Source organism: Novosphingobium aquiterrae, from assembly GCF_042434435.1.
GTDB lineage: Bacteria > Pseudomonadota > Alphaproteobacteria > Sphingomonadales > Sphingomonadaceae > Novosphingobium > Novosphingobium aquiterrae.
The window spans coordinates 391,020-415,958 of the sequence record NZ_JBHLTL010000011.1 but is presented as its reverse complement, the minus strand read 5'-3'; the positions used below and the strand labels follow the sequence as shown (position 1 = coordinate 415,958).

General features: G+C 65.2%; 26 protein-coding genes and 1 tRNA gene. 21 read left to right on the top strand and 6 right to left on the bottom strand.

The features are described from left to right. Positions 1 to 28 precede the first annotated feature (28 nt). The gene (locus ACFFF7_RS15490; RefSeq protein WP_379482239.1) at positions 29 to 601 is read left to right on the top strand and encodes a helix-turn-helix domain-containing protein; all 573 of its coding nucleotides are present in this window, start codon (positions 29 to 31) and stop codon (positions 599 to 601) included. Next, complete coding sequence (locus tag ACFFF7_RS15485) at positions 598 to 1,779, top strand: glycosyltransferase (protein WP_379482238.1); 1,182 nt, start codon at positions 598 to 600, stop codon at positions 1,777 to 1,779. Before ACFFF7_RS15490 ends, ACFFF7_RS15485 begins: the two co-directional genes overlap by 4 nt. Here ACFFF7_RS15485 and secF read toward each other — a convergent pair. The 3 genes from secF to yajC are packed head-to-tail and all read right to left on the bottom strand — an operon-like array spanning position 1,776 to position 4,720. Continuing rightward, entirely contained in the window at positions 1,776 to 2,753 is a 978-nt protein-coding gene (gene secF / locus ACFFF7_RS15480) for a protein translocase subunit SecF (protein WP_379482237.1), read from the bottom strand. The two genes, ACFFF7_RS15485 and secF, sit on opposite strands and share 4 nt — an antisense overlap. A gap of 11 nt (positions 2,754 to 2,764) precedes the next feature. Beyond that, positions 2,765 to 4,369, bottom strand: a complete 1,605-nt coding sequence (gene secD, locus ACFFF7_RS15475; protein WP_379482236.1) for a protein translocase subunit SecD — start codon at positions 4,367 to 4,369, stop codon at positions 2,765 to 2,767. Between the two features lie 18 nt (positions 4,370 to 4,387). Continuing rightward, the gene (gene yajC / locus ACFFF7_RS15470; RefSeq protein ID WP_379482235.1) at positions 4,388 to 4,720 is read right to left on the bottom strand and encodes a preprotein translocase subunit YajC; all 333 of its coding nucleotides are present in this window, start codon (positions 4,718 to 4,720) and stop codon (positions 4,388 to 4,390) included. Between the two features lie 254 nt (positions 4,721 to 4,974). On the opposite strand from yajC, the gene ACFFF7_RS15465 reads away from it, so the two are divergent. Beyond that, positions 4,975 to 5,051: transfer RNA gene (locus ACFFF7_RS15465), tRNA-Pro, on the top strand. Between the two features lie 299 nt (positions 5,052 to 5,350). Here the strand turns inward: ACFFF7_RS15465 and ACFFF7_RS15460 are convergent. Together ACFFF7_RS15460 and ACFFF7_RS15455 are read right to left on the bottom strand one after the other, a co-directional pair. Then, positions 5,351 to 5,542 (bottom strand): helix-turn-helix transcriptional regulator, encoded by a 192-nt coding sequence (locus ACFFF7_RS15460; protein ID WP_379482234.1) that lies wholly within the window; start codon positions 5,540 to 5,542, stop codon positions 5,351 to 5,353. A 66-nt stretch (positions 5,543 to 5,608) separates the two neighbouring features. Further along, positions 5,609 to 6,076 carry a hypothetical protein gene (locus ACFFF7_RS15455; protein ID WP_379482233.1) on the bottom strand — a complete coding sequence of 156 codons (468 nt, stop codon included), beginning with the start codon at positions 6,074 to 6,076 and terminating at the stop codon, positions 5,609 to 5,611. 353 nt (positions 6,077 to 6,429) lie between these two features. Here ACFFF7_RS15455 and ACFFF7_RS15450 point away from each other — a divergent pair, with 353 nt between their 5' ends. From ACFFF7_RS15450 to ACFFF7_RS15365, 18 genes are all read left to right on the top strand, one after another. Further along, positions 6,430 to 6,759 carry a hypothetical protein gene (locus ACFFF7_RS15450; protein WP_084276814.1) on the top strand — a complete coding sequence of 110 codons (330 nt, stop codon included), beginning with the start codon at positions 6,430 to 6,432 and terminating at the stop codon, positions 6,757 to 6,759. Between the two features lie 28 nt (positions 6,760 to 6,787). Beyond that, the gene (gene traL, locus ACFFF7_RS15445; RefSeq protein WP_084276813.1) at positions 6,788 to 7,075 is read left to right on the top strand and encodes a type IV conjugative transfer system protein TraL; all 288 of its coding nucleotides are present in this window, start codon (positions 6,788 to 6,790) and stop codon (positions 7,073 to 7,075) included. A 13-nt stretch (positions 7,076 to 7,088) separates the two neighbouring features. Further along, entirely contained in the window at positions 7,089 to 7,661 is a 573-nt protein-coding gene (locus ACFFF7_RS15440) for a type IV conjugative transfer system protein TraE (protein ID WP_379482232.1), read from the top strand. Beyond that, positions 7,661 to 8,410: a type-F conjugative transfer system secretin TraK gene (locus ACFFF7_RS15435; protein WP_379482231.1), complete on the top strand. Its 750-nt coding sequence runs from the start codon at positions 7,661 to 7,663 to the stop codon at positions 8,408 to 8,410. The genes ACFFF7_RS15440 and ACFFF7_RS15435 overlap by 1 nt, the downstream gene beginning before the upstream one ends. Then, entirely contained in the window at positions 8,403 to 9,770 is a 1,368-nt protein-coding gene (locus ACFFF7_RS15430) for a TraB/TrbI/VirB10 family type IV secretion system protein (RefSeq protein ID WP_379482230.1), read from the top strand. The genes ACFFF7_RS15435 and ACFFF7_RS15430 overlap by 8 nt, the downstream gene beginning before the upstream one ends. Beyond that, positions 9,767 to 10,633 carry a DsbC family protein gene (locus ACFFF7_RS15425; protein ID WP_379482229.1) on the top strand — a complete coding sequence of 289 codons (867 nt, stop codon included), beginning with the start codon at positions 9,767 to 9,769 and terminating at the stop codon, positions 10,631 to 10,633. Before ACFFF7_RS15430 ends, ACFFF7_RS15425 begins: the two co-directional genes overlap by 4 nt. Positions 10,634 to 10,638: 5 nt before the next feature. Next, the gene (locus ACFFF7_RS15420) at positions 10,639 to 11,397 is read left to right on the top strand and encodes a conjugal transfer protein TraV (RefSeq protein ID WP_379482228.1); all 759 of its coding nucleotides are present in this window, start codon (positions 10,639 to 10,641) and stop codon (positions 11,395 to 11,397) included. Further along, positions 11,397 to 13,943: a type IV secretion system protein TraC gene (gene traC, locus ACFFF7_RS15415; RefSeq protein WP_379482227.1), complete on the top strand. Its 2,547-nt coding sequence runs from the start codon at positions 11,397 to 11,399 to the stop codon at positions 13,941 to 13,943. The genes ACFFF7_RS15420 and traC overlap by 1 nt, the downstream gene beginning before the upstream one ends. Positions 13,944 to 13,975: 32 nt before the next feature. Then, positions 13,976 to 14,446, top strand: a complete 471-nt coding sequence (locus ACFFF7_RS15410; protein WP_379482226.1) for a hypothetical protein — start codon at positions 13,976 to 13,978, stop codon at positions 14,444 to 14,446. Then, positions 14,443 to 14,859, top strand: a complete 417-nt coding sequence (locus ACFFF7_RS15405) for a TrbI F-type domain-containing protein (protein ID WP_379482225.1) — start codon at positions 14,443 to 14,445, stop codon at positions 14,857 to 14,859. The genes ACFFF7_RS15410 and ACFFF7_RS15405 overlap by 4 nt, the downstream gene beginning before the upstream one ends. Next, complete coding sequence (locus ACFFF7_RS15400) at positions 14,846 to 15,391, top strand: S26 family signal peptidase (protein ID WP_379482224.1); 546 nt, start codon at positions 14,846 to 14,848, stop codon at positions 15,389 to 15,391. Before ACFFF7_RS15405 ends, ACFFF7_RS15400 begins: the two co-directional genes overlap by 14 nt. Further along, positions 15,388 to 16,035: a type-F conjugative transfer system protein TraW gene (gene traW, locus ACFFF7_RS15395; RefSeq protein ID WP_379482223.1), complete on the top strand. Its 648-nt coding sequence runs from the start codon at positions 15,388 to 15,390 to the stop codon at positions 16,033 to 16,035. The genes ACFFF7_RS15400 and traW overlap by 4 nt, the downstream gene beginning before the upstream one ends. Continuing rightward, complete coding sequence (traU, locus tag ACFFF7_RS15390) at positions 16,032 to 17,063, top strand: conjugal transfer pilus assembly protein TraU (protein WP_379482222.1); 1,032 nt, start codon at positions 16,032 to 16,034, stop codon at positions 17,061 to 17,063. Before traW ends, traU begins: the two co-directional genes overlap by 4 nt. A 62-nt stretch (positions 17,064 to 17,125) precedes the next feature. After that, entirely contained in the window at positions 17,126 to 17,818 is a 693-nt protein-coding gene (gene trbC / locus ACFFF7_RS15385) for a type-F conjugative transfer system pilin assembly protein TrbC (RefSeq protein WP_379482221.1), read from the top strand. Next, complete coding sequence (locus ACFFF7_RS15380; RefSeq protein WP_379482220.1) at positions 17,815 to 19,515, top strand: conjugal transfer protein TraN; 1,701 nt, start codon at positions 17,815 to 17,817, stop codon at positions 19,513 to 19,515. The genes trbC and ACFFF7_RS15380 overlap by 4 nt, the downstream gene beginning before the upstream one ends. Then, a complete protein-coding gene (locus tag ACFFF7_RS15375; RefSeq protein WP_379482219.1) occupies positions 19,496 to 20,329 on the top strand; it encodes a conjugal transfer protein TraF in 834 nt (277 codons plus the stop codon). The genes ACFFF7_RS15380 and ACFFF7_RS15375 overlap by 20 nt, the downstream gene beginning before the upstream one ends. Before the next feature lie 76 nt (positions 20,330 to 20,405). Next, the gene (locus ACFFF7_RS15370; protein WP_379482372.1) at positions 20,406 to 21,755 is read left to right on the top strand and encodes a conjugal transfer protein TraH; all 1,350 of its coding nucleotides are present in this window, start codon (positions 20,406 to 20,408) and stop codon (positions 21,753 to 21,755) included. Between the two features lie 32 nt (positions 21,756 to 21,787). After that, positions 21,788 to 24,508 (top strand): conjugal transfer protein TraG N-terminal domain-containing protein, encoded by a 2,721-nt coding sequence (locus ACFFF7_RS15365; RefSeq protein WP_379482218.1) that lies wholly within the window; start codon positions 21,788 to 21,790, stop codon positions 24,506 to 24,508. Here the strand turns inward: ACFFF7_RS15365 and ACFFF7_RS15360 are convergent. Next, positions 24,495 to 24,728, bottom strand: coding sequence for a hypothetical protein (locus ACFFF7_RS15360; RefSeq protein WP_379482217.1), 234 nt, complete (start codon positions 24,726 to 24,728; stop codon positions 24,495 to 24,497). The two genes, ACFFF7_RS15365 and ACFFF7_RS15360, sit on opposite strands and share 14 nt — an antisense overlap. Positions 24,729 to 24,939 lie beyond the last annotated feature (211 nt).

Genomic DNA, 24,939 nt, shown 5'->3' with positions numbered 1-24,939 from the left:
CCATATCGGTTCGCGAAGGACAGGCCCCATGATCAACCGCATCCGCGATATCCGCCGCGAAAAGGGGCTGACCCTGGCCGATGTCGCCGCGCGCTGCGCGCCGCCGACCACCGCCCAGACCATCGGGCGGCTGGAGACCGGTACCCGGCAATTGTCGCTGACCTGGATGAACCGCATCGCCGCCGCGCTGGCGGTCGATCCCGAACTGCTGGTCCGCGGCGACGAGGCGGTCACGCCGAAATACGTCGCGCGCCTGACCCAGGACGGGGCCGAGGCGCTGGCCGCGCCGCGCGATGCGATCCTGCCCTCTGCGCTGGGCGGCGATGGCGGTTTGATGGCGCTGGCGATCGAGGCCGCGGTCGGACAGTACCGCGCCGGCGACCAGGTCTGGCTGCGCCGGGTCGAGCCGGAGGACTATGCCCGCCTGCTCAACCGCGACGTGCTTGCCCCGCGCTCGGGCGGGCGCTTCGCCTTCGGCCGAATGATCGACCGCGACGCCGCGCGGGTCGCGATCCTGCCGCCCGATCCCGGCCACCGCCAGGTCGTGGTCGAAAACCCCGCCTGGCTCGCCGTCGCCGAAATGCTGGTCCGCGCCCTGTGAGCGGATTGCGGGTCCTCTCGCTTTCCACGCTCTACCCCAACGACCTGACCCCCAATTTCGGGGTCTTCGTCGAGCGGCAGATGCAGGCCGTGGCCAGGCGCGGCGATGTCGATCTGGTGATGGTCAATCCGCTCGGCCTGCCGCCCTTCCCGCTCTCGCTGCACCCGCGCTACGCCGCGCTCGACCGGCTGCCGCAGGAGGAGCAGCGCGGCGGTGTTCGCGTCCTTCACCCGCGCTTTCGCCTGATCCCAAGCATCGGCGCACACCGCAATGCCCGGGCCGAAGCCGCCGGGGTTCTCCCGCTGGCGCGCAGGCTCCATGCCGAGGCACCGTTCGACGTGGTCGACGCCCAGTTCTTCTATCCCGACGGGCCCGCCGCAGTCGCGGTGGCCAAGGCGCTGGGCCTGCCGGTATCGATCAAGGCCCGCGGTGCTGATATCCACCACTGGGGCACCGCACCCGCCACCCGCGAACAGGTGCTGGCGGCGGGCCTGGCCGCAGACGGGCTGCTCGCGGTGTCGCAGGGGCTGGTCGATGACATGGTGGCGCTGGGCATGCCGCGCGAGCGGATTGCGGTGCACCGCACCGGCCTGAACGCCGACCTGTTCCGCCCCTATGACCGCCGAATGTGCCGCGACCAGCTTGGCCTGGGGCGCGAGCTCAAGATCCTCGCCTGCATCGGCGCGCTGATCCCGCGCAAGGGCCAGCGCTTCGCGATCCAGGCACTGCAGGATATTCCCGATGCCGTTTTGCTGATCGCCGGCACCGGCGCGGACGAGAACGCGCTCAAGAACCTGACCGAGCGGCTGGGCCTGAAGCGCCGGGTGCATTTCCTCGGCTCGGTGCCGCATGGCGACCTGCCGATCATTCTCAACGCCGCCGATGTCTTCGTCCTGCCCACCGCCAGCGAGGGATTGGCCAATGCCTGGGTCGAGGCTCTGGCCTGCGGCACCCCGGTGGTAACCACGCCGCTGCCCGGCGCGCAGGAGCTGATCACCGATCCCGATTTCGGTCGTCTCGTCCCGCGCGAGGCCGAGGCGATCGCCGCGGCGGTCAACACGATCCTCGCCGCGCCGCCTTCACCCGAGCGGGTGCAGGAGGCGGTGGCGGGGTTCAGCTGGCAGGCCAACGCCGACGCGCTGGTGGCGCATTGGCGGCGGCTGGCGGGGCGGGCCTAGGTCCGCTCGCGGGTCAGGCGTTCCTGCTTTTCCAGCGCGGTTTCGGTCGGCACGAAGCTGTTGGCCGAAACCCGCAGCCAGATCAGGATCGGCGCGGCCATGTAGATCGAGCTGTAGGTGCCGACGAAGATGCCGAAGGTGATCGCCGCGGTGAAGCCGAAGATCACCTTGGGGCCGAGCAGCAGCAGCGCCAGCAGCGTGATCAGCACCGACAGCGAGGTCACGATGGTGCGGCTGAGCGTTTCGTTGACCGACAGGTCGAGCAGCTCAGGCATCGGCATCCGGCGGAATTTCTTCATGTTTTCGCGGATCCGGTCATAGACCACGATGGTATCGTTGAGCGAATAGCCGATCAGCGTCAGAATCGCCGCGACGATGTTGAGATCGAACTCCATCTGGGTCAGCGCGAACAGCCCCATGGTCAGCGACACGTCGTGGACCAGGCTGAACAGCGCGCCGACGCCGAATTGCCATTCGAAGCGCAGCCAGATGTAGAACGAGATCGCCGCCATGGCCGCGAGCAGCGCCTGCATTCCCGATTTGAACAGCTCGCCCGAAACCTTGCCCGACACCGTATCGGTGCCATCCAGGCGCACATCGGGGTGCGTGGACTTGAGGCTGGTGACGATCTTGCGGCTCATCGCTTCGGCCAGCGCCGGATCCTTGTCGCCGCCTTCGGGCAGCTGCATGCGGATCGAGATTTCGTTGGGCTTGCCGAATTGCTGGACGACCGGTTCGCCATAGCCGAGCCGGCCGATTTCGCCGCGCAGCTGGGCAACCGGCGCCTGGGCGGTGTTGACGAAGGTCACCCGGATCATCTGGCCGCCGACAAAGTCGACCCCCAGGTTGAGCCCGCGGGTCGCCACCAGCGTCCACGACGCGATGATCAGCAACACGCTGATGACATAGAACGGCAACCGCCAGCGCAGGAAGTGGATGTTGGTGTTGTCGGGGACAAGCTTGAGCAGTTTCATCTCTTGGATCCCTACAGCGCCAGATCGCTGGGCCGCGCCTTGCGCAGCCAGCCGGCGACCCACATGCGGGTCAGGGTCACGGCCGTGAAGACCGAAGTGGCAATGCCGATGATCAGCACGATGGCGAAGCCCTTGACCGGGCCGGAGCCGATCAGGAACATCAGCGTCGCGGCAATCACATTGGTGATGTTGCCGTCGAAGATCGCGCTGCGCGCTTCCTTGTAACCGAACTCGATCGCCTGGGTCACCCGCCGACCGCGCGCGCGCTCTTCACGGATGCGTTCGTTGATCAGCACGTTGGCGTCGACCGCGGCGCCGATCGTCAGCACGAAGCCGGCAATGCCGGGCAGGGTCAGTGTCGTTCCGATCAGGGCCATCACGCCCAGGATCATCAGCGTGTTGAGGATCAGCGCCAGACAAGTGTAGACCCCGAAGCGGCCGTAGGTGACCAGCATGAAGATCATCAGCGCCAGGGTGCCCGCGGCAAAGGCGATCGCCCCCTTCTTGATCGAGTCCGCACCAAGGTCAGGCCCGACCGAACGTTCCTCGACGATCTTAAGGTCGACCGGCAGCGCGCCGGAGCGCAGCGCGATGGCCAGCTGGTTGGCGCTTTCGGCAGTAAAGCTGCCCGAGATGCGCGCCGAACCGCCGATGATCGGCTCTTCGATGTTGGGTGCGGACAGCACCTTGCCGTCAAGGATGATGGCGAAGGGCTTCTGCACGTTTTCGGTGGTCAGCTTGGCAAATTTGGCGCCGCCCTGCTGATCGAAGGTGATGGAGACGATCGGCTGGTTGTTGCGGTCGTCGTTGCCGGGCTGGGCATTGGTCAGCTGATCGCCCTTGATCCCGCCCAGCCGCTTGACCGCGATCGGCTGCGCGCCGTCCTTGGCCTGGTTCTGGAAATAGACGATCTCGTCGCCGGGAGGGGCGATGCCCTGGGCCAGGTCGCTGGGCAGCGCCGTGGTGTCGACCAGCTTGAATTCCAGCTTGGCGGTCTGGCCGAGCAGATCCTTGAGCTTGCTCGGATCCTGTAGCCCCGGCACCTGGACGACGATGCGGTTGTCGCCCTGGCGGATGATCGTCGGTTCGCGGGTGCCCAAGGCGTCGATGCGCTTGCGCACCACTTCGGTGGCGGTTTCCATCGCCTGGCTCACCGCCAGGTTGATCCCGGCCTGGGTCGGGGTCATGACAATGCGGTTACCATCGAGAACCTGCAGGTCCCAGTCTCGCTGGCCGGTCATGCCGGCGCCGCGGGTCAGGGTTTGCAGCTGTTCGCGCGCGGCATCGATCTGGGTCGGATCGGCCAGCATGAAGCTGACCGTGCCGTCCTTGGTCGAAATATCACCGACCTGAATCGGCTTGTCCGCAGCCTTGAGCCGATTGCGGACATCCTCTTCCATCGATTCAAGGCGCTGGCGCTTGACCTGGTCGGGACTGGCTTCAAGCAGCAGGTGGCTGCCGCCGGCCAGATCGAGCCCCAGGTTTACTTTGGGATTGGGCAGCGCGGCGGGCCAGTGCAGACCGGCGACCGCGAAAATCGAAGGCAGCGCGGCCGCCGCACAGGCCAGGGTGATGAGCCAGAGCCAGGCTTGCTTCCAGCGGGGAAAATCGAGCATCGTTGCAGTCCCGCCCAATCAGTCGTTGGCGGCGTTGCTGCCCGCAGGCGGCACGACGTCGGCAATGGTCGACTTGACCGCCTTGACCCGCACATTGGGAGCCAGTTCGACATCGACGTAGTGTTCGTCGACCTTGATCACCTTGCCCAGGAAGCCCCCGGCGGTGAGCACCTGATCGCCCTTTTTCAGACCACCCAGCTTGCTCTGCAGATCCTTCTGGCGCTTCATCTGAGGACGCAGGATCAGAAACCAGAAGATCACGAACATGCCGAGCAGCGGCAGGAAGCTTATCCAGGCCGGGGGCGAACCCGCAGCGGCGGAAGCGAGCAGGGAAAGTGTCGGGGCGGTCATAAGCGTCCGGATCGTACCTTGATACTGGGGTTGCCCGGGCGGACCGGACGGAATGGCGCGCGCCTAGCAGCAAAGGTAAGGGATAGCAACGCGCCGACCCCATGCCCCAAGCTGCCGGGCTGTCCGAAAGATGGCAATGGCGCGCCGCGCTTCAAGGGGCAGCGCATTCATCGCGACCCGCTTGCCAAGGCGGCCGCCCCTGCCTATAGGCGCGCTTCCCCGATCCCGCCCCGCGCGGGATCCACGGAACCGGTCGGGACGTAGCGCAGCCTGGTAGCGCATCACACTGGGGGTGTGGGGGTCGGAGGTTCGAATCCTCTCGTCCCGACCAATTTTTCAAAGACTTAGCGGCCTTTTTTACTCCACGGAGCGCTCGACAATTTCGCTGGTGGTGCACTGGTGGTGCAAACAAGCGGAACAAAGCGCGGCCATATGCAACCATTTGCATCAATGGCACTGGTAGCCTGCTGCAGTGCGACGGCCACGAAGGCACTCCAATGGCACCTTCCGCCTGCTAGACGGGCTGCGAAGGCAGCGCTCCGCCAAACATTCATTTACGAGCTGCAAGACGAGATCCGCAGCGCTGCGTGCACCGCATGTTGACTGGACGGACCCCAAGATACGCCGGTTTCAGTAGCGTCGCTTGGGCAATGAATTGACCCAGTCAGAGATGTCTTTGGACTTCCACCGCAGGCGACCGGATCCAAAGTCCAAAGGAGCCGGGAACGCGCCTCTCTGGATGCGCCGCCAAATGGTCGTTCGGCTCCGAATCCCGGTTAGCTGCATCACTTCCTGGCAGGTGAGGAGTTCCTGGATAGTCATGGTGTTTCTACCGAACCAATCTGGAGAGCAACATCGTGCAGGCCCTTGTCCGCAATAGTGTGAGGATCACGGTGAGCCGTGGGCGATCCGATCTCCGATCGCATCGCCCCTGCGGTTCAGATCCGTAATATGTTGCTCAAGTGTCCGGGCTAGAAGCTTGGCCGTTCCGTTGGCCCAACGTGGCCGGAGCTCGCTCGCAAGCTCACCAAGTTGCTCGATGATCTCTGCTGGGGCGCGTTTGAACAGCTCGCCCAGGAATCTAGCCGGTGCCGAGCCCCGATATGAAAGCGCGAAATCCTCTCCGACAAGAAGCAGAAGCAGCAGCGTTTCCTCGCCGGCATGCTCGCAGGCTTCAAGTATGCGCAACACTTCGCTCAAGGTAGGGACGCGCTCTCCGGCAACAGAGCGGCGCAGGCTGTCGCGCTTCATCTCGGCAAGTCGCGCGATTTCAGAAACTGGCTTGCCACTGTCTTTGACTGCACGGTCGAGCAGCCGGACGACCCGCGCAGAGAGATCGAGATTAGCGTGGCTCATAAGGGGGCTCGACTCGCTAGAGAAGCATCGAGCTAGCCCCGTGCGCAGTCTGTAGGAAAGTAAAAAGAACAAATATAGAACTTATAGGAATTCCATAACGGGACATCCGACTCGTGCTGCGCACCAGTGCGCGTGATTCGCGCGCTGGTGCGCAGGTGACGCGCTTCGTCGCGCATTAGTTGCGCGCTTCCGCCCTCGAAACGCGCAAAGCACCAGCAGCCGACCACCGGGCACCACAATTAGTTTGCCAATTTGTTCGAGGAACACGCTTCCCATTTCCTACAGCCGCGTACCTCCGCACTAAGAACATACAGCGAACGAACGCTGTAACCACCAAGCGGAGAATACCTCTCATGACTGCCACTGCCCTCCCCTCCATTCGCCGCGGCACCCGCCTCGGCAAGATTGCCAGCCTGGCCCTGCCGGTCGCAATCGGCGCGCTTGCCGCCAGTGCGGCCTATGCCGGCGCCGACACGACCTTCGCGCCCGCCCTCGCGAAGTTCACCGACTTCCTCGAAGGTTCGGGCGGCAAGATCATCACCGTCCTCAGCCTTGCGGGCGGCCTGATCGGGCTTGCCTCGGGCCGCTTCACCCTCGCGCAGATCGCGGTCCCGGTCGGGGTCGGCATAGGCGTCGGTACCGGCGTGCCGATCGTCACCTCGGTGGTCACTGCGGTCATCTGACGGTCAGCCAAAGGAGGGCGGAACAATCATGAGCGACCGGTACATCATTCCTCGGCGGCTCGACGACCCGGAGCTGATCGGCTTCTGGACCCTCGACGAGTTCGCCGGGATGATCCTCCCCTTCACCTGGGGAATCCTCGCGCAGCATGTCTTTATCGGCATAATTCTCAGCTCCGCCGCCTGGTTTGCGCTCCGCAAGGCCAAAGCAGGCCGCAGTTGGGCCTGGATAATCCATGCCGCCTATTGGCACCTGCCTGCAGGTCTCACCGGCCTCAAGATGACGCCGCCCTCCCACTGCCGACTGCTCGCCGGCTGAGGGGAAACACACCATGCTTGTCCAGATTTCTCACGAGCGCAGCCAGGCGCTGCTCAGGCAGCGCAACCTGTTCGCTCTGATCAGCGCGGGCCTTGCGATTGCCTTGGTTATTGCCGGCGGCTTCGCCGCGACCCGCGACCGCGAAGTCGTCCTGGTCCCGACCGTCCGCGCGCCGCTCACCGTGTCGAGCGCGGGCGTGTCTGCGCAGTACATGGAGTTCGTCACCCGCGATGCCGCGCTGATGCTGCTCAACCGCAGCCCCGAAGGGCTCGACTACTGGATGAGCCAGATCCTTGAGCTCGCCGATCCCGCCGCCAACGGCACACTCAAGGGCGAGCTGATGAAGATCGTCGAGGAGCAGCGCGGCTCGGACGTCACCCAGGCCTTCGTGATCAAGGAGATCAAGGTCGATCCCGCCGCCCTCACCTCAGAGGTCAAGGGCACCCTCAAGACCTTCGTCGGCGCGACCGTGATCGGCAGCGACGAGCGCCGCTTCCGCTTCAGCTGGACCTACCAGGGCCTGCGCCTCGGCCTTTCCGGATTCGTCCAGATTCCCACCGACGACACAAACAAGGAGACCAAGTGATGCCTTCTCGCTTCAGACGGCGCGGCCCAGCAATTGCGCTCGCCGCCTCGCTGCTGGCGCTCGCCAGCCCGGCGCTTGCCGACCAGTTCAAGGAGAGCGCCGACGGCGGCACGGTTGCCTGCTCAGTCTCGGCGCGCGAGCTCACCCGCTTCGCGCTGATTGGCGACCAGTTCGCCTCCGTATCGAAGATCTCGAGCGGTTATCCCTACAACGACTTCGCGGTGACCCACGAGCCGGTGCGCGGCGACATCTATGTATCGGTGCCCGAGACTTTCGCCGCCAATCGGATCAGCTTCTTCGCCACCACCAAGGCGGGCTACGTCTACAAGTTCTCGTGCTCGATCGACAAGATCGAAGCCGCCCAGGTGTTCATCACCAACCCCGCACTCGCCAAGGGCGACGCGGGCCGCTGGGAGCGCCAGACCGGGCAGGATGAAGCCGCTGTCCGCCTCGTTCAGGCCATGGCGGGCCAGCAGACGATTGAAGGCTTCGAGATCAGTCAGCCTGCCGCGCTCCCGAGCCGGATCGGCGCGCTAGAATTCCAGCTGATCGCCGAATATCGCGGCGCGGCGCTCGCAGGGAAAGTCATCCGTCTCGCCAACCGCGGTACCAAGCCGCTGACGGTGGCCGAGAAGGATCTCGCCGGCGCAGGTGCGCTCGCGGTTTCGATCGCCCAGCCCACGCTTGAACCTGGCGCTGCCACCACGGCCTACCTCGTCGGCCCGAACGGGGAGCAGGGTCATGACTGATCAGGCATCACAACAGGCACAGGTCATCGGCAAGAGCGCGACCGGCGCAGAGCGCGAGGGCCACGAGCCAAGCAGCGTCGGGCAGCTCAACGAGCGCACCGCCAAGCGCCAGCGGATGCTGCTTGCGGGAATCGCGACCGTGATCCTTGCCGGCACCAGCTGGATCATCTTCGGGAGCGATCACGCGAAGAATTTGCATCAGGAAGGCGACGCCGAGACAATCGAGACCGCCAGCCTGGTCAATCGCAACCTGTCACAGCGCGAATTCACGACCGTCTACGGCAACCAGTTGGGCGCGGTTACCCGCGAGCAGAAGGTGCTGAAGGACGGCGCGGTGATGCGTCCCGAGATGGAAGCCGAACTGGCTGCACTCAAGGCCGAGAATCAGGCCATGCGCACCGATGGCCAAGCGGCGATCGACGCGATCTCGGCCGAGAACACCCAGCTCAAGAACCAGCTGCAGACGCAGGCCGCCGCGCCCGCTCCCAATGCCGCGGCTATGCCCGCCTACGGTCCCCGCGCCGGCGGCTACGATGCTCGAGGGGCCGCTGGCACGCCGCCGAGTTCGGGGGGCCTGGCTCCGGGAAACACCGGCGCCGATGGCGCGCCGCCGCCCGCCGAGGTGAAGCTGATGAACTTCAGCGGCGACAAGGGCGCAGATGCCGGGGTCAAACTGGCCCGCGCCGATGTCCCGCCGCTGGTGGTCGAGGATTCGCCCGATTACCTGCCGCCCAATAGCTACGCGCGGGCGCGGGTGATCGTCGGGGTCGATGCCTCGGCCGGGGTTGCGAGCCAGACCGATCCACTTCCCGTGGTGTTGCGCATCACCGGCCCGGCCCGCTCGGTGCTGCAGAACGGGCGGGTGCTGACCACCCGGCTCGAGGGCTGCGTGATCAACGGCGCGGCGCGCGGCGATCTCTCGAGCGAGAAGGTCTATGTCAAGCTCGCACGGATGACCTGCGACCAGCCCGGCGGGCGCGTCGCCGTCAGCGAGGTCAAGGGCTTCATCTCGTTTGCCGGCAAGTCCGGGGTGCGCGGCCGCGTTGTCAGCCGCGAGGGCAACCTGGTGACGCAAGCTCTGCTCGCCGGGATCGTCGGCGGGTTCGGGCGCGGCTTCTCGGCCAATGCCAATTCGGTGTTCTCGTCCACCCGCACCAATCCCGATGGCTCCAAGGCCAAGCTCTCTGCCGGCGACATTCTCGGCGGCGGACTCGGCCAGGGCGCTGCCGACGCGGCCGATACGGTGAGCAAGTACCTCATCGAGCGCGCCGAACAATACCAGCCCGTTGTCGAGATGCCGACCGGCATCGAGGTCGAAGTCGTGTTCCTCGACGGCGTCTACGTGAGGAATTCCAAATGATCGAAGGACTGCATTCGCCGGCTCAGCGCCGCTGGCCCAGACTCGCGCTCGGCGTGGCCACCCTAGCCCTGCTCTCGGGCGCCACCGGATGGGGCGCTGCTCATTTTGCGGCCAGGAGCATCGGTTCGCCCGATCTCGCCAAGGTCAAGGCGGCGCTCAAACTGCGCCTCCCCAAGACCCCGATCGACGCGATCAACTGCGAGGGGCTTGGCGGCCTGTGCGAAGTCGCCTCGAAGACCACGCTATTCTATGTCGACGCCCGCGCCAAATACCTGGTGATCGGCCGGGTCTACGACATGGAGGCGCGTCAGGATCTGACCGCGGCGCGGCTGCTGGCGCTCAATCCCGACCTGCTCGCTGCCGGGGCTGCCCGGCGCGGCGGCGGTGACGGTGACGACGCGCAGCCCCAGACCAAGAGTGCGCCGAAACAGGTGTCGCTGGCCGGGCTTCCCGCCAATGGCGCGGTCACCTGGGGTCCGGCGAACGGCCCCAAGGTCACAGTCTTCTCCGACTTCCACTGCGGCTACTGCAAGAAGCTCTCGGCGCAGCTCAAGGCAATCGGCGCGCGGGTCGAAGAACGCCCGATTTCGATCTTCGGGGCGGAAGCACGCAAGGACGCAGAACGGGTGCTGTGTTCGCAGAGGCCCGAAGTCTCGCTGCACGCCGCCTACTCCGGGCTGGCGCTCGCCAACCCAGCTCCTTGCGACACGCGCGGGCTTGATGCCAACGAGGCCTTTGCCAAGGCTCACGGCTTCAATGGCACGCCGGTGATCGTCCGTCCGTCCGACGGCGCGGTGATCGAGGGTTACCGCGACGCCGCCGCGCTGCGCGCCTTCCTCTCCCCCACTCAGCCCCAAGGATGATGCCCATGCACCGCTCAATCCCGCTCACCATCGCCAGCCTCGGCCTCGCCCTCAGCCTCGCCGGCTGCACCCATCTCGGCACCAACATTGCGGGCGATTTCTCGTGCCGCGCGCAAGCCAGTCGAACTCATGGGGCTGGCTGCCAGCCCCTCAGCGAAGTTGATGCCAAGGCGATCCGTGAACTGATCAAGGCCGAAGGCAGCGACCTCGCAGCAGTTCGCCAGCGCGTGACTGTAGCTGCGGCGGAAACCGCCCGGACCGGCGAGCGCACCCTGAAGGTTGTGTTCCCGGCGCACGTCGATGCCTCGGGTACGCTGCACGACGAAGCTGCGGTCTGGACTGTGGTCGAGGCGGCGCACTGGGCAGGCGAGCTCAGCGGCGACAAAGTGACCGAGCCCAAAGGCACGATGCGCGCGCTGCGCCAAGCGCTCAAGGACCAGGCCCGCCGCGCCGCAGATGCTTCGCGCAAGACCGACGCCGACGCGGATGCGAACCCCGCGCCCCTGTCTCCCGAAGACAATGCTCCTGCATCGACCAATCCCTTCATCCCTTCCTCGCCGCTTGTCCTCCCCTCCCCGGGCGGCGAGGTCCAGGCCGATGTCCCCCCATCGGCCGCCGAGGGGTCCGACATGTCCCCCACCCGGCATGTCCGGGCCCCTCGGCCTCTGGAGGAGCAGCGCGTCTGGCCGAGCGCCGCCGCGATTGAAGCTGCCAAGACGCTCAAGCACGCAGTCGATGCTGCGCCCAAGAAGGAGCCCAAGTGATGGCGCTCTCGTTCGGGGCCCTGCGCGAACGCCTGCTGGCAGGCCTGCTCGGCGACGCCGAGCAGGTCGAGGCGGGCCGCCCCATGCTCATGCTCGACATGCTCTCGGACTGGCTCCCTTACCGGGTCTACGATCCCACGAGCCGGCTCTATGTCAACGCCCGCTCGAAGGGTTTCGTCCTCGGGGTCACCCCGTTGATCGGCGCCGACGAGCGGACCGGTGAGATCCTCGGCGCGTTCTTCTCCGAAGGCCTGCCGGCCGGTTCCTGCCTGCAGATCCTTCACCTCGCCAGCCCTCGGATCAGCCGGATCGTCGGCCCTTGGTTCGCCCCGCGCTACGAACAGGGCGGGGTCTACGAGGCGATCGCCCGCCACCGCGCCAAAAAGCTCTATTCGATGGTCTGGAAGTCGGGCGCCAGTGATGCCCCCTTCCACGCCCGCGCACACCAGGTGGTGATTTCGCTCGGCGTGCCCGAAGCGAAGGCGGTGAGCAACGAAGAGCTCACCCACGCCCGCGAGGGACTGATCGCGATGCTGAAGTCCTTGAACCTCGGCGTGATCGAATACGAACCGCACGATCTCATCGCGCTGCTCGACGATCTGACCTCGCCGACCACCGCGCCGCAGGACGATGCGGTGCCCTACAATCCCAATGATCCGATTGGATCCCAAGCGATCCGCCGCGACATCGAGCTCCTGGTACGCGAAGACCGGATCGAGCTCGGCACCGAGCGCTTCCGCGCCACCGGCGTGCACAACCAGGGCGTGCCCGAGATCGGCACGGTCTATCCCGACCGCTTCGATGTGCGCCATTTTGCGGTGCGCAACATGCCGCCGCGCTGGGCGCCGCACGAATGCGCACGGCTGATCGGCGATCTCTTCACCGACAAGCTGCGGTTCCCCTGCCCGGCGGCGACCATGCTGTGCCTCGTCTACCCCGACCAGGAAGCCGCCGCCGCCAAGGCCGGGTTCAAATTCATGCGCACCACCAGCCTGTCGCAGACCCGCAGCGCCCGGTTCCTGCCGCGGATCGCCGAACAGTCGGCCGAATGGCAGCACGTCCAGGCCGAGCTCCAGGAAGGCCGCCGTTTGGTCCGGGTGTTCTACGGAATCACCACCTGGTCACCGCTCGGCCAGGGCGACCGCCACGAGCGGGCAGTAAAGTCGATCTACAAAGCCGCAGGCTGGGACCTCTCGGACGAGCGTTATCTGCAGATCCAGGGGCTGCTCGCCGCCATGCCGCTTACCCTCGCCGACGGGCTCGGTGCCGACATGGAGCGCCTCAAACGCTTCAAGACGCTACTTTCGACCACGGCCGCCAATATCGCACCGCTGCAGGGCGAGTATCTCGGCGGCCCGGTGCCGCACCTGCTGTTCGTCGGGCGGCGCGGCCAACCGTTCTACTGGTCGCCGTTCGAGAACGAGGCGGGCAACCACAACGTCGCGATCTGCGGAAAATCCGGCTCGGGCAAGTCGGTGCTCCTCCAGGAAATGTGCGCGGCGCTGCGCGGAGCGGGTGCCAAGGTCGTCGTGATCGACGACGGCCGCAGCTTCGAGCACTCGGTCAAGCTGCAGGGCGGCCGGTTCATCGAGTTCACCCTCGCCTCGGGGTTCTGTCTCAATCCGTTCTCGATGATTGACGCCGCGCGCGCCGCTGAGGACGAAGACTACCGGCTCGACTGCTTTGCAATGGTCAAAGCCATCATCGGCCAGATGGCACGCCACGTCGCGCGGCTCACCGATACCGAGCGTGGCCTGATCGACCGCGCGGTCAACCTGGTCTGGTCCGAGCATGGGCCCAACGCCAGCGTCACCAGGGTTGGCGACTGTCTCGCCGCGATGGGCAACGAGACCGCCGCGGACCTCGCCACCTCATTGGGTCCGTTCACCGCCGGGGGCACTTACGCCCAGTTTTTCGAAGGTCAGGCGAGCCTAGATCTCGAGGCCGACTTCACCGTGTTCGAGATGTCGGATCTCGCTACCCGCGAGGAACTGCGCTCGGTCGTGCTTTCGGCGATCATGTTCATGACCAGCCAGGCGATGACCCGCAGCCCGCGCTCGGTCCGCAAGCTGCTGCTGATCGACGAGGCCTGGTCGATGCTCAAGGGCGGCTCGATGGGTGAGTTCGTCGAGACCTATGCCCGCACCTGCCGCAAGTACGGCGGCGCGCTCGCCACCGCGACCCAGAGCCTCAACGACTACTACAAGTCCGACGGCGCGACGGCTGCGCTCGAGAACAGCGACTGGATGCTGATCCTTCAGCAGAAGCCCGAGACGATCGCCGACTTCAAGGCAAGCAAGCGTCTGGACATGGACGAGCGCACCGAAACGCTGATCCGCAGCCTCAAGCGCTCGGGCTCGGCCTATTCCGAGGTGTTCATCAAGGGCCCGGAAACCGAGGCGATCGGCCGGCTCGTGCTCGACGACTATTCCGCGACGCTGTTCTCGAGTTCGCCCGCGACGTTCGCGGCGATCGATGCCGAGATCGCCCGCGGCCTCCAGCTCGCCGATGCGATCGAACGCATCGCCTTCCCCGAAATCCAATGAACCCCCAAGCAAACAGGAGGACCAGAAATCCTATGCCGCACTACCTGAAAACCCCGTTCGACCGCGAGGTCGACGCGCACCCCGAGCCGGACTGGCTCCCGCACGCGCCAATGATTGCAGCCGTCGAGCGCGGAGAGGAGCTCCCTCGTCCTCCACGCCGTGCAGCAAAGGCCCCGCGCCGCCACTGGTGGGGGCTTGGCGCCGACTGCTGCTACATCGTGATCAAGTCCGGCCTCTATCTGATGGCCTGCTGGATCATCGCGATGGGGCTGCCGCTGATGTTCCTGCTGCTGCTCACCGGCGGTCAGATGGACAAGGGCCTGGTCTTCCTGGGTTCGCTGTTCGGGGCCTACGCCGATGCCACCCCCGACCGCCAATATGCCTTCGCTGCCCAAGCGAGCTGGGTGCTTGTTGCGCTCGCCACCGCGGTCGCCGCCTGGCGGCTGCCACGCTTCCTCGATGAAGTCAGCGATGGCCTCAAGACGAGAAGGAAAGTCTCGTGAAGAACATTCTGGCAACATCCAGCTTCTCACGACGCTTCGCCGGACTTTCGCCGACCGCCTTGGTGCTCGCCGGCTCGATGCTCGCCTCGACGCTGTGGGGTGCCTGGGCGACCCGCGAGATCGTGACCCTGCAGCGCCGCGAAGTGGTCACGGTTCAGCTCAGCCACATCATGGGCGACTTCGTCGAGGCCGAGGCCCGCTCGGGCCGCCCCGCCGAGGAGACCCAGGCCCGTGTCGCCGCATACCTCAAGGCGGTAGAGGCCTCGGTGCAAGCGCTTGGTAGGGACGGACGAACCGTGCTCGTCGCCGAGGCCGTGGTCTCGGGCGGCGTCCCCGATCTCACCGAGCAGGTCCGCGCCGACGTTGCGCGGCGGCTCACCGCACCAGGCGCAGCGAACCATGACGCACGCTGATGCGCCCCGTCTCTCGTCCCGGATTGGCAGGCTGCTGACCCGGGTACCGCGGCTCACGCTTCTCGCGGGGCTTGTCGCTGGCGCGCTTGTGCTTGCGGCGACGAGCCGGTTTGCCGAGAGCCATGCGCTGATGATCAACGCCAGTCCGTCGCTCCCTTATTGGGCGATCTGGCTCGACCGCAACGGCACGCCCGCGCGCGGTGACCTCATCGTGTTCATGCCGCCGCGCTCAAGCTTCGTCATCCGCCACTTCGGCACAAAGCCTGAGCCGTTCGGTAAGCGCGTGCTGGGTGTCGCAGGCGACCGTGTCACCGAGACGAACCGCGAGTTTTACGTCAACGACAAGCCGGTTGCCCTCGCCAAGCTCACTAGCCGCCTGGGCGAACCGCTTGCACTCGGACCGACCGGGATCATTCCCAAGGGCTGCTACTTCGTTGGCTCCGAGCATAAGGACGGGTTCGACAGCCGCTACGCCGCGATCGGATGGATCTGCAAATCGCAGGTCATCGGGGTCGGGAGAGCTGTGCTGTGACACGCCTCAATTTCCCGCTCTGCGCTACCGCGCTCTGCCTGGTTGTCGCCTCGTCTGCAGAGGCGCGGGACTACGGCCAGCACGGCACCGTCTGGACGGTGGTCGAGCCCGACCTCCTCGCCCAGATCCATGCGCGCCTCGTCCACCTCGAGCAGACCGGCGAGACCGCGAGGCTCAACGAGGAACTGAAGCGCCGCACGATCGCGCGTGTGAACAGGCCCGCGCCGGTCGCCGGTATCGCAAATGCGAGTGCAGTGCGCCGCTGGAGCTTCGATCCGACGATCACGGTCGATGCCGATATCATGGACGACAAGGGCCGGACCATCATCGCCCGCGGCACCCGGGTCAATCCGCTCGACACCGTGCCGCTGCGCGCGCCCCTCGTGTTTCTCGATGGCGACGACCAGGCACAGATCGACTGGGCACTCGCCCGCTACGGCCGAACGCCCGCCAAGTTCATCCTCGTCGGCGGCGCGCCGCTCGAACTGATGAAGACGAAGCAGCGCCGGTTCTACTTTGATCAGGGCGGCAAGCTCACCGCACACTTCGCCATCCATGCGGTTCCCGCCGTGGTCGAACAGCAAGGCCGCCAGCTTCTGGTCACCGAGCAGCCCCCCAAGCTCCCGCCAGCGAGGCCGTCATGAAACAGATACGATCCATCCTGCCGCGGTTCTGGTCCGCGGTCTTTGCAGCGATCTTCCTGATTGGCGCTGCCGCGCCGCCGGCGCATGCCGCCTCGGGTCCGGGCAAGTGCACCGGGCATTTCGTCAACCCGATCACCGACATCTGCTGGTCGTGCCTGTTCCCGATCTCGATCGGGGGACTCAAGATCTGGCCCTCGAACCGGCCCGATCCCGACAATCCCGACCTCCCGGTATGCCTGTGCGGGCTGCGCCCCGGGATCGCGATGGGGTTCTGGGAGCCGGTCCGGCTCGCCGATGTCTCGATGAAGCCATGGTGCTTCGTCAACCTGGGCGGACTCAAGCTCGATCCCGGGTTCGACATCGGGTTCAAGACCATGGCCGGACCCTCCGCGGTCGGCGGCAATGCCCAGTACAACTCGCAGTGGAACATCCACTGGTACGCCTACCCGCTGATCTACTGGATGGAGCTTGTTGCCGACTTCCTCTGCCTTGAGCAAGGCTCGATCGACATCCTCTACATCACCGAGATCGATCCGCTGTGGCAGGACAGCGAGCTCACCGCGATCATCAATCCCGAGGCGGTGCTGTTCGCCAACCCGCTGGCGCTTGCCGCCTGCGCCGCCGACTGCGTCCTTGCGACCACCAAGCTGCCTTCGGACAGCCTGTTCTGGTGCGCGGGCTGCCAAGGCTCGATGTATCCCTTGAACGGCAATGTCTCGGCGACGATCGGCCACGTCCAGGCCTCGCGGCTCGCGCTCTCGCGTTTCGCCTACAAGCTCCACCGCGAGCTCGTCGCCTGGGGCACGATGGGCGGCAAGGGGCTCTGCGGCAAATACCTGATGCCGGTGATGCGCAAGCAGCAATACCGCTTCCAGGCCACCAACCCCAATCCGCAGACCAAGGGCCGCTACGCCTGCGCGCCGATCGGCGCGTCCACCACCTTCATGTCGGCCGGCCAGGTCTACCCCGCGATCGGGGAAGACATGGGCTACCTGGTCTGGCGCAAACGGAACTGCTGCGCGCTATGAGAACCCCTCCCCAAGCCTTTGCAATTGCACTGATTGCTGCGACGTCGGCGGTCGGTGGCGCGTTGGCGCAATCCAGCGACCCCGATATCGACCTTGCATCGATCCGCGCTCGCGCCGCCGAGCAGACCGCTGAAGCCGAAGCACTTGCCGCGAGCGCGCGTGAGCGGGCCGAGCAGGTCACCGGCGACGCAAGCATGAGCGCCGAAGCAGGCAAGGCCAATGGCCGCCGCTATGCCGGTGCCGCGGCCCGCCCTGCGTCTGGCGATGCGACGTTCGACTTTGACCGGATGGTCGCCGACGCCGGGGATATGGCCAAGGACAGTCTCGGCGAGGCGCCGCGGTTCATCGCCTTTGCGTCGCTGTCGATGCCGGCCCAGGCACTCCGCCAGATGATGGACGATGTCACCCGCGCCGGCGGCGTCGTGGTGTTTCGCGGGCTTACCCAGGGTTCGGCCAAGGTCATGACCGAGGCCCTCGGCAATGTACTGAAGCCCGGCGAGCGCATGGACGGGGTCGGAATCGACCCGCGCCTGTTCCGCGCGTTCGGTGTCAGCGAGGTTCCTGCTTACGTTGTCACCGCGAGCGACTTCGATCTTTGCTCGGGCTTCGACTGCGCCAGCGAAGTCCCGCCCTACGACCGGATGAACGGCAACGTCACCGCCGAATACGCGCTGCGCACCTTTGCCGAAGGCGGCGGCCCCGGCGCGCGGATCGCCGCGCAGCATCTCGCCCGCCTCCAGGGAGACCAGCCATGACCCGTCTCACCCTCGCGCTCGCCCTTGCGCTTGCCCTGCCCTGCGCCGCGCAGGCGCAGACTACCGCCGATGCCGCGAAGGCGGACGGCAAGGCTTTCGGCAGGGACATTGGCGCCGCTGCGCAAAGTGCCGCGACGACCCAGCCCAGTGCCGACCGGGTGCCAGGGTTCAATGGAACGCCGAGCCAGTCGGGCTACTTCGATGATCCCAAATCGATGGAACGCGCCGCCGCAAGCCAGGTCTCTTCGAACACTGGATATCAGACTATGCGGGACTCGATGGATCGCCGCGCGAGGTTCGACAAGGTCGATCTCGACGCGACTATCGCGCGGTCGAAGACCATCAGCCAGGACCCGCTCTCCTATACGAGCGGGATGGGGGTCAGCGGCACGCAGGGTCGCTGTGTGCCGCTTCCACCCACGAGCGGCACTGCCGCGCGCTACAAGGCAACCTGCAACACCGGCTACACTGTCGAGAGCGGCACCCAGAGTTGCGCGGTGACGCTCCAGGCGAGCGTCACCACGGTCACCGACTATCTCTACTACTGCTCCAGGCTCGATCCCGACTGCACGGCATTTCAGCTTCCGACTTGCCGGCGGACTGGAAGCCACCCAGGCAAGTGCCTTCAGGGCGTCGATACGCCTGGCGGGTTTAAGTGCTTCGAGCCCGGCGATCCGGTCGACGAATATACCTGTTCTGCGCCCGTTGCAGGCGAAACGCCCATCCGTGTTTCGACCCGCCAGTCGGTGTCTACCGCCAAGGACGAGAGCCAGTGCGCAAATCTCGCTGCCGACAGCAATTGCACCAATCCGGTCGAGACCTGCACCGACAGCGATCCGACCACCCGCATCATCGACGGAGTGGCAGTGACCCAGCCCTGTTGGGCCTGGCGCCGCGATTACCAGTGCAACCGTTTCAGCCCGGCGCAGGACTGCGATACCCTCGCTTCCACGCCTGGGTGCACGTTGGAACAGGAATACTGCATCACCGACGAAGTGCCCTGCCGCACATTCGAGCGGGTCTATGATTGCCCGGTCCCCGACCAGCCACAGGACCCGAACCAGTTCATCTGCGACGGCGACGTCTACTGCATCGATGGCAGCTGCGAGACGATCCAGCGGCAGGCGAACGACGAGTTCAAGGACGCGGTTGTTGCACTCAACGCAATGGACCAGGCCCGCCGCGAGTTCGATCCCGACAGCCTGACCCTGTTCAAGGGCACCCGCGAGAGCTGCTCGTCGAAAGTCTTCGGCATCCTCAACTGCTGCAAGGGCAAGGGCTTCCCGCTCATCCCGGGGATCCAGCTGCTCGTGGCACTGGGCTGCAGCCGCGAGGAGATGTTGCTCCACCAGAAGGACGTCCAGGGCCTCTGCGCCTATGTCGGGACCTATTGCTCGTCCTCGTTCCTCGGAGTCTGCCTGACCAAGCGCAAGGTCTACTGCTGCTTTGAATCCAAGCTCAGCCGGATCCTCCAGGAGCAAGGCCGCCTCCAGCTGAACAAGCCCTGGGGCAAGCCCAAGACCGAGCAGTGCCTCGGCTTCACCATCGATGAGTTTTCCCGGCTCGACCTCTCGAAGATGGATTTCAGCGAGGTCTACGCCGAGTTCACCGATGCCGCGCGGCTTCCCGACGAGCTCCAAGCCGCCACCCAGATCCAGCAGAAGATCGAGGACTACTATGCCAACGCCCGCAATTAGCCGCACCCGGCGGCTCACTGCTGCCTGCCTGATCGCCGCCAGCCTCCTTTCAGCTCCGCTACCCGCTGCAGCGGAGGACCAGCCAAACGTCCAGACCAGCGACGGACAGGACCCGTTCTACTGCGCCGAGCGGCGGCTCGGCTACTGGTTCTATTGCACCCGGCCCAAGCCGCCGGAAAGACAAGAGCCCCTACCGGAGAGCCAACCGAGCGCGACAAGCCGCCTCGATGCGATCACCGCCGAGCTGCGTGAACTCAAGGCCAGGGCCATCCTCGAGCCCAGCCCGGAGAACGTCACCGCATACATCCGCTTCCAGCGCCGCCAGCTCGACCAGGCCTCGCTGTTCAGTGACGTCTGGCAGCGCGCGATCTGGCAGGAGCCCGACCTCGACTACACGCTCCAACGTCCGGTCTCGACGCTTGGCAAGCGTGCCTGGCAGGACAACCGCAAGACAGAGCGCGACGGTGTGATGGCGCACCTCTCCGAGCGCTACGGGCTGTTTTACTTCTTCGCCCAGTCCTGCGGCGCCTGCGAGGTGATGTCGCCGATCGTCCAGAGCGTCGCGCAGACCTGGCACATTACGGTGCGTGCGGTGTCGACCGATGGCGGACCTTCGCGCCACTTCCCGCGCTACACGGTCGAGACCAACCAGCGCCAACGAATGGGGCTCGATCCGGGCATCACCCCCGCCGTCGTCCTGTGGGACGCGGCCAAGGGCCAAGCGATCCCGATCGGATACGGCGTGATGAGCGCCGACGAACTCCAGGACCGCATCTACCTCCTGACCTCGAAGGAAGCCGGACGTGACTACTAGGTTCAAACGCATTGTCGCCGCGCTGCTGGCGGCAACCCTCCCCCTCAACAGCGTTCGCGCCGACGTCGGATCGTCTATGGACTCGTTCCTCAACGATGTCGGCGGCGCGGCGCAGGTCAACGGGCCAACTGCCTTCCAGGGCCAGTCGGCGGGCTACTACAGCCTCGGCAACGTCTGGACGCGCTTCCCGCAAAAGACGACCAACCTCGTCAACCTGCAGCTGCCGCGCGCCCGCGCCGGCTGCGGCGGGATCGACATCTTCGCGGGCTCCTTCAGCTTCATCAACGCGAGCGAAATCGTTGCGATGCTCAAAGCCGTCGCCAACAATGCGGTCGGGTTCGCGTTCTCCCTCGCGATCGACACGGTCTGCCCCGAGTGCTCGAAGATCATGCAGGAGTTCAGCCAAAAGGCTCAGCTCATGAATAACCTCAACATCAACTCGTGTGAGCTTGCCCAGGGCCTGGTCGGGGGAATCTGGCCCAAGGGCGATCTTGCCGACAAGGCGATCTGCGAGGCGATCGGGAACTCGGAAGGGATCTTCACCGACTATGCCGCCGCCAAACACGGCTGCGGCACGCGCGGACAGCGCTCGAGCACCACGGCGGCGGGCGCGGGCGAGTATGACGACGTCAATCCCGGTGTGCCGCGCAATTACACCTGGACGATCCTCAAGAAATCGGCGTTCTTCTCGCCGGGTGGCGCGCTCGACCAGGAACTCGCCGAATATGCGATGACGCTGCTCGGCACGATCATCTACGTGCCGCCCAAGGACGACGAACCGGGCAAATTCGTGCCCATCGTTGGCGAAAGCTCCTCGACCTTGGTCACCTCGCTGCTCGACGGCACGACGAGTGGCAATGTCCTGATTTTCCACTGCGACGAGACCGACAAGTGCCTCGATCCGGGCTTCCGCTCCCTGAACCTCCCCGTCTCGAAATCGCTGCGCCACCGGGTTTCCACGCTGATCGACGGGATGGTGCAAGCGATCCGCGATGACACTCCGATCACGGCAGCGCAGAAAGAGCTGCTTCAGGTCTCCTCGGTCCCGCTCTACAAGATCCTGACTGTCCAGGCTGCTTACGGGCGAGGCATGCCGACTGACGACCGCGAGACGCTCGCCGAGCTCGCCTCGGTCGACCTGCTGTTCGCGGTGCTCGACCGGATCGTCAGCGAAGCCGGGCGCTCGATGTCGAGCTTTATCGGCGCCGACGAAGCCAAGATCGCGATGTGGCAGGGGCAAGTGAACACCGTCCGTCAGGCGCTCGCCGACCGGCAGGCCAACACCCACCTCAAGGTCAATGCGGTGCTCCAGATCATCGAGAAGACCGCGTTCATCGAGAACGTGCTCGCCACCCAAATGTCGCCCGGCATGGCCGCCGCGCTCGACTGGTCGCGCGGTCTCCAGACCCGCGCACTTACCCACTGACACCTTTCAAGCCGAAGAAGGCATCCAATCCCATGCTCGAGATCTTCACGGTTGGCGGCGGCGACTATCTGGTCAACGTGTTTCAGGCGGTTGCCGCCTGGACGGGCAATGGCGGCTACAAGAGCCTGCTCCAGGTCGTGATGGTCATGGGACTGGCGCTCTCGGCAATCACGCTGGCGTTCAATCAGGATTGGCGCGCCTGGATCAACTGGTTCCTCGGCGCGACGCTGATGTACACCTGCCTGATGGTGCCGCGCACCGACGTGCACATCACCGACCGGCTCAACCCGAGCCTTGCGCCCGCCAATGTCAGCAACGTGCCGCTCGGTCTGGCACTGATGGCGAGCTTCACCAGCCAGGTCGGCGACTACCTGACCGGCTCAGCCGAGGTGGTGTTCGGCCTTCCCGGCGATCTCAACTACTCGAAGAACGGGATGATCTACGGCGCGCGGCTCTATGACGCGACGCGCTCCCTTCGCATCTCCGATCCGGAGTTCGCTGCGAACCTCGACGAACACTTCCGCCAATGCGTGTTCTACGACGTGCTTTTGGGTCGCTATTCGATGAAGCAGCTCGCCGAGAGCAGCGACATCTGGACAACAATCGCTCCGGGCAGCCAGGCCCGCGCCCAGCGCTTCCTCACCCGCGACACCGGCGGCCAGGTCACCTCCACGATTATCACTTGCCGCGAGGCCTATGACGCGATGAACGCGCAGTGGACTTCGCTCATCGACGCCATGGGCACGGTATTCGGCCGACAGCTCTACCCCAACCAGACTGCTGCGCTCGCCAAGGCCAAGCTGTTCGCCGATCTGCCGGTCGCTTACCAGTACCTCACCGGGGTTTCGGCAAGCGCGACCGACCTGTTCAAGCAGACGCTGACGATCAACGCGATTGAAGCTGCGATGCACGGGTTCAGCGGGGCGAGCGGTGCAGGCAATGTCGATGTCTATGCCCAGACCCGCGCCGACATCCAGACCGAGCGGACCTATTCCTCGATCGCGAACTCCGCGATGAAATGGGTGCCGCTGCTCAATGTCGTACTGACCGTGCTGTTCTATGCGCTGTTCCCGGTGCTGTTTCCGCTGTTCCTGCTGCCCAAAACCGGACCGCTGGCGCTCAAGGGCTACGTCACCGGGTTCTTCTACCTTGCCGCCTGGGGACCGCTGTTCGTGATCCTCCACATGATGTTGATGGTCAAAGGCGCCGCTGACATGACTGCGGTCGCAGGAGCGGGTGGCCTCAGCCTTGCAACCTTCACCGGCATGGCCGACGTGAACTCCGACATTGGCCTTCTCGCCGGCTATCTCATCGCCTCGGTGCCGTTTCTCGCGGGCGGTGTTGCCAAGGGTGCCATGGCGATCTCGCACCAGGCCACGAGCTACCTCAACCCGAGCCAGAATGCCGCCGAGGAAGCTGCTCGGGAAGCCAGCACCGGCAATGTCGCGCTCGGAAACACCAGCCTCGAGAACTCGACCGTCATGACCCGCCAGTTCGCGCAAGGGACGATCGCGCCGAGCTTCACCTATGGCGCGGCACAGACCCGCACGATCAGCGACAGCGGCAGCCAGACCACCAGCTACCCCGAGGCCGCCTACGACCAGCTCCCGAATTCGAGCTACCCGTTCACCCCGACGCTCGGCCGCGATTTCTCTTCGCGCCTCTCGACCATGGCAAGCGGCTACCATGCCAACAGCCAAGCCAAGAGCGCGCTTGCCCAGCAATCGACGATCAGCTCGATCGCGCAATTCCGCGAGCTGCGCGACCAGACCAACAGCGGCCAAAGCATCGAGACCGCCAGCGGTACGTCTAGCTCCGACAGCGTACAGAGCGCGTACAGCGAGGTCGACCAGGCTTCCAACGTCCTCCAGCAGAAATACGGGCTATCGCGCCGTGCTGCGGACGACATCACTGTATCTTGGTTCTTGAATGGAGAGGCGTCCGCGGGTGTGGGCGGCAACGCAGGCGTCTTCAGTGCTGGAGCTAACCTCAAAGGGGGGCGCAACCAGTCCTGGACCGACAGCGACATCGGCATTGCCTCGGAAGACCGCGACAAGATCTCGGGCACGTTGCGCCAGATCTCGGACAGTCACAACTGGACCAGCACCCGCGACGGGTTCATGCGCACCGTTAGCACTTCGACAGACAGTCGCGTACGCTCGACTGCCACCGGTCTCAACGCCTCACTCACTGAGACCAAGACCAGCACGCTCGAAGCACGGCGATCCGAAGAGACAGGCAACCGGCTCGAACAGCAGGCCTCGTTCTTCGCAGGAAGCAATGCGGCCGGGAACCTCAACCTCAGCCAGGCCTACCGCGAATGGGGCATGGCCGAGATCGAGAACAACCGCGACTATTACGGCGATGTTCGTTTCGACGACACAACATTCCAGCTCAGCCCAAAGGGTCAGGCGCTCCAACGCAAGTTCATCGAATCCTACGCGGGCAGCATCATATCCGAGGTCGAAAGCGAGCTCGTCCTTCCGCCCGTCGCGCCGATCGGAAGCCCAGGTGTCAGCACCCCGGCGAGCGTTCGCGCCACGGCTCCGCTCGGCGCCATCCCGGCTCCAGGTGGCCTTCCGCAAGGCCCAGCGCCGTCAACAATCCACGACGAAGTGATAGGACAGCAGGGCACTGGCCGTCAGCGGATCACCGGCGAAAGGTCACGCCTCGAGGGACTCACTGGGGGTGCCAAGGGCGCAAGTGCAGAAGCTGCTGACGAAGTGAAGGAATGGAAACCTAGTGGCCAATGATCAGATCATTGATAACCACAAAAATTCCAAACGCGACGAACAGTGTGATGACGACAATGCCAAGTGCCTGGGCCCATGGATCAGCCCAAGCCTTCTTCACTCGATATTCGGTCAGTCGATTCTCGGCGAGCGCACGATCAAGTTCGGCCAAGCCCTCCCACTTCTGGGGGACAGGTTCGCTACCCTGCTTGAAATCGAAATCGGTCATAATGGCGTTCATTGGTTTGCTCCCTGGAACATAGCAGAAACTTCTGGGGCGGGAAGCCGAAAAGACTCGAGAACGGTCGCGTCCTAAGGCGTCCCCTAACCGCCCCCTCTCCTCATCCGCATGGTGCGATGTACGGATCCAGCAATCTGGGCCTGCGTCGGCCGGGGGACACCGCTCGCGCAGCGAGCCAGCAAGAAACGGCACCCTTGCAAGGCTCGACGCC

Bases quoted from the DNA above. Each gene is read 5' to 3' on its own strand.
- ACFFF7_RS15490 (WP_379482239.1), top strand. From the start codon at position 29: ATGATCAACCGCATCCGCGATATCCGCCGCGAAAAGGGGCTGACCCTG.
- secF (WP_379482237.1), bottom strand. From the start codon at position 2,753: ATGAAACTGCTCAAGCTTGTCCCCGACAACACCAACATCCACTTCCTG.
- secD (WP_379482236.1), bottom strand. From the start codon at position 4,369: ATGCTCGATTTTCCCCGCTGGAAGCAAGCCTGGCTCTGGCTCATCACC.
- yajC (WP_379482235.1), bottom strand. From the start codon at position 4,720: ATGACCGCCCCGACACTTTCCCTGCTCGCTTCCGCCGCTGCGGGTTCG.
- ACFFF7_RS15460 (WP_379482234.1), bottom strand. From the start codon at position 5,542: ATGACTATCCAGGAACTCCTCACCTGCCAGGAAGTGATGCAGCTAACC.
- ACFFF7_RS15455 (WP_379482233.1), bottom strand. From the start codon at position 6,076: ATGAGCCACGCTAATCTCGATCTCTCTGCGCGGGTCGTCCGGCTGCTC.
- ACFFF7_RS15450 (WP_084276814.1), top strand. From the start codon at position 6,430: ATGACTGCCACTGCCCTCCCCTCCATTCGCCGCGGCACCCGCCTCGGC.
- traL (WP_084276813.1), top strand. From the start codon at position 6,788: ATGAGCGACCGGTACATCATTCCTCGGCGGCTCGACGACCCGGAGCTG.
- ACFFF7_RS15440 (WP_379482232.1), top strand. From the start codon at position 7,089: ATGCTTGTCCAGATTTCTCACGAGCGCAGCCAGGCGCTGCTCAGGCAG.
- ACFFF7_RS15435 (WP_379482231.1), top strand. From the start codon at position 7,661: ATGCCTTCTCGCTTCAGACGGCGCGGCCCAGCAATTGCGCTCGCCGCC.
- ACFFF7_RS15430 (WP_379482230.1), top strand. From the start codon at position 8,403: ATGACTGATCAGGCATCACAACAGGCACAGGTCATCGGCAAGAGCGCG.
- ACFFF7_RS15425 (WP_379482229.1), top strand. From the start codon at position 9,767: ATGATCGAAGGACTGCATTCGCCGGCTCAGCGCCGCTGGCCCAGACTC.
- ACFFF7_RS15420 (WP_379482228.1), top strand. From the start codon at position 10,639: ATGCACCGCTCAATCCCGCTCACCATCGCCAGCCTCGGCCTCGCCCTC.
- traC (WP_379482227.1), top strand. From the start codon at position 11,397: ATGGCGCTCTCGTTCGGGGCCCTGCGCGAACGCCTGCTGGCAGGCCTG.
- ACFFF7_RS15410 (WP_379482226.1), top strand. From the start codon at position 13,976: ATGCCGCACTACCTGAAAACCCCGTTCGACCGCGAGGTCGACGCGCAC.
- ACFFF7_RS15400 (WP_379482224.1), top strand. From the start codon at position 14,846: ATGACGCACGCTGATGCGCCCCGTCTCTCGTCCCGGATTGGCAGGCTG.
- traU (WP_379482222.1), top strand. From the start codon at position 16,032: ATGAAACAGATACGATCCATCCTGCCGCGGTTCTGGTCCGCGGTCTTT.
- ACFFF7_RS15380 (WP_379482220.1), top strand. From the start codon at position 17,815: ATGACCCGTCTCACCCTCGCGCTCGCCCTTGCGCTTGCCCTGCCCTGC.
- ACFFF7_RS15375 (WP_379482219.1), top strand. From the start codon at position 19,496: ATGCCAACGCCCGCAATTAGCCGCACCCGGCGGCTCACTGCTGCCTGC.
- ACFFF7_RS15370 (WP_379482372.1), top strand. From the start codon at position 20,406: ATGGACTCGTTCCTCAACGATGTCGGCGGCGCGGCGCAGGTCAACGGG.
- ACFFF7_RS15365 (WP_379482218.1), top strand. From the start codon at position 21,788: ATGCTCGAGATCTTCACGGTTGGCGGCGGCGACTATCTGGTCAACGTG.
- ACFFF7_RS15360 (WP_379482217.1), bottom strand. From the start codon at position 24,728: ATGAACGCCATTATGACCGATTTCGATTTCAAGCAGGGTAGCGAACCT.